This window comes from Secundilactobacillus paracollinoides DSM 15502 = JCM 11969 (assembly GCF_001311135.1).
Classification (GTDB): Bacteria; Bacillota; Bacilli; order Lactobacillales; family Lactobacillaceae; genus Secundilactobacillus; species Secundilactobacillus paracollinoides.
Map to the genome: position 1 here is coordinate 1 of NZ_BBAG01000138.1, position 1,899 is coordinate 1,899.

Below are 1,899 nucleotides of genomic sequence, written 5' to 3' on the forward strand. Positions count from 1 at the left end.
AATCGAGTAGGAGGTAATTGATTAATTCAATTACCGACCTCTCACACCACCGTACGTACGTTCCGTATACGGCGGTTCAATAATTTAAGCACTTTGTATTGACTGGAGTGTCTTGCTCATATTGATGAGTCCAAGGCGTTCCAGTCTTTTGTTTGTCAGAGTATAGGTCAATGTCTTGCTATGCGCAGTTCGCCAATAACCCTTACGGGTATTGGCCATTGTATAAGCACTGGTGCCAGAAAGCCCCAGTTTTACAAGATGATTGACCTTTGTTTTGAGCTTCTTCCACTGTTTCCAAATATACTGGCGAATCCTTGCTCGCAACCATTCGTCTAAGTGACGGATAAAATTGGTCATTTTCCCGACCGAATAGTACTGTAACCACCCACGCATCTTTTGATGAATCTCGTTAAACACCAGGTTTAACGAAACGCCCCGATTGCGCTTGGTCATTTTCCTGAGTGCAGACTTGATGCGTTGCTTGGCCTGCCAAGCAGGTCGCGCATACGCACCTCCTCGACCAACCCCCAAGGAAAATCCCAGGAACTTGGCCCGCAGAGGCGAACTTACTGATGTCTTGTCCTCATTGACGGTGACCTTTAGGTCGCTTTCAAGAAAGCGAGTAACATTAGTCAGAACCCGTTCTCCAGCACGTTTGCTTCGGACATAAATATTACAATCGTCCGCATAGCGGACAAACTTATGACCTCTGGAAGTTAACAGCTTATCCAGTTCGTTGAGATAAATGTTAGCCAAAAGTGGCGATAAGGGGCCACCTTGAGGGGTGCCTTTATCACTTCGTTCAAATAGACCACCATTCATGACACCGCTGGTTAGGAAGCGACGAATGAGATGCAGTATCCATGGATCCGTAATATACTGCTCAATAAATTTAATAAGCAGATCGTGGTTGACCGTATCGAAGTATGCTTTTAAATCGAGATCCACGACATAGTGATAGCCCTGATTGTAGAACTGAACCACTCTATCAATGGCATCTTTAGCACTTCGATTCGGTCGGAACCCAAAACTATTATCTGAGAAGACACGCTCAAATGTTGGCACCATGACTTGCGCCATGGCTTGTTGAACAAGTCGGTCAATCACAGTTGGTATTCCGAGCTTGCGTTTACCACCATTAGGTTTTGGAATTTCAACCCGCTTAACGGGACGAGGCCGATAGGTCTCGTTTTGTAAAGCTTGCGGTAATTCCTGTTTATGTTTCCTCAAGTAGGGCAACAGTTCGTCAACGGTCATTCCGTCTAGTCCTGCTGCACCTTTGTTTCTGCAGACGCGAAGATAAGCCTCGTTCAGGTTATTTCGGTCTAAGACTAACTCTTGAAACTTAGTGCCGTTCATCATCGTATTTTCACCAGAGTCAGTGCTACGCACCCCGACTTGTTCTTGGGCTTCCAGTCCTACTGTCCGCCGGCGGTCAGCTTTTTCTGTATTCTGCGGTTGTTGCACTGTCTCCACCTCCAATATCAATGATGACCTATTATTGTTCAGCTTCGTGGCAGATACCACTACTATGGCCTCGGCTGACTCCTGTATCGTTCTGCACCACATCACTGCGATGTTTGTTCCTGTGGCGCTTAGCGCGCCTCTTGTCGGGAACGTACGATACAGGCCTCCCCGGGTAAGAACGCCCACTTTCGTACCATGTCATTGCCAGCTTTACTGCGATGGCCTCGAGTAGTATTGGACTTTGGTTTGTTTGGCAACCTCGTCCGACCAACACAGCCTTATAGCTGATTCTTGTACATCAATGCGGTACTTTGTCGCCGACTTCCTTCAGATTCCACCTCACGATGGACACCCTTGTCATTGACTTGCGGTTCCGACTACTACGGCCCGCAACGGACTTTCACCGTCTAGTTGGCGCATGCCGGGCGCACC

The 1,899-nt window shown here is 47.7% G+C and carries 1 protein-coding gene; it reads right to left on the reverse strand.

The window, feature by feature from the left end:
* Positions 1–84: 84 nt before the first annotated feature.
* Positions 85–1,467 carry a group II intron reverse transcriptase/maturase gene (gene ltrA / locus JCM11969_RS16570; RefSeq protein ID WP_054712990.1) on the reverse strand — a complete coding sequence of 461 codons (1,383 nt, stop codon included), beginning with the start codon at positions 1,465–1,467 and terminating at the stop codon, positions 85–87.
* Positions 1,468–1,899 lie beyond the last annotated feature (432 nt).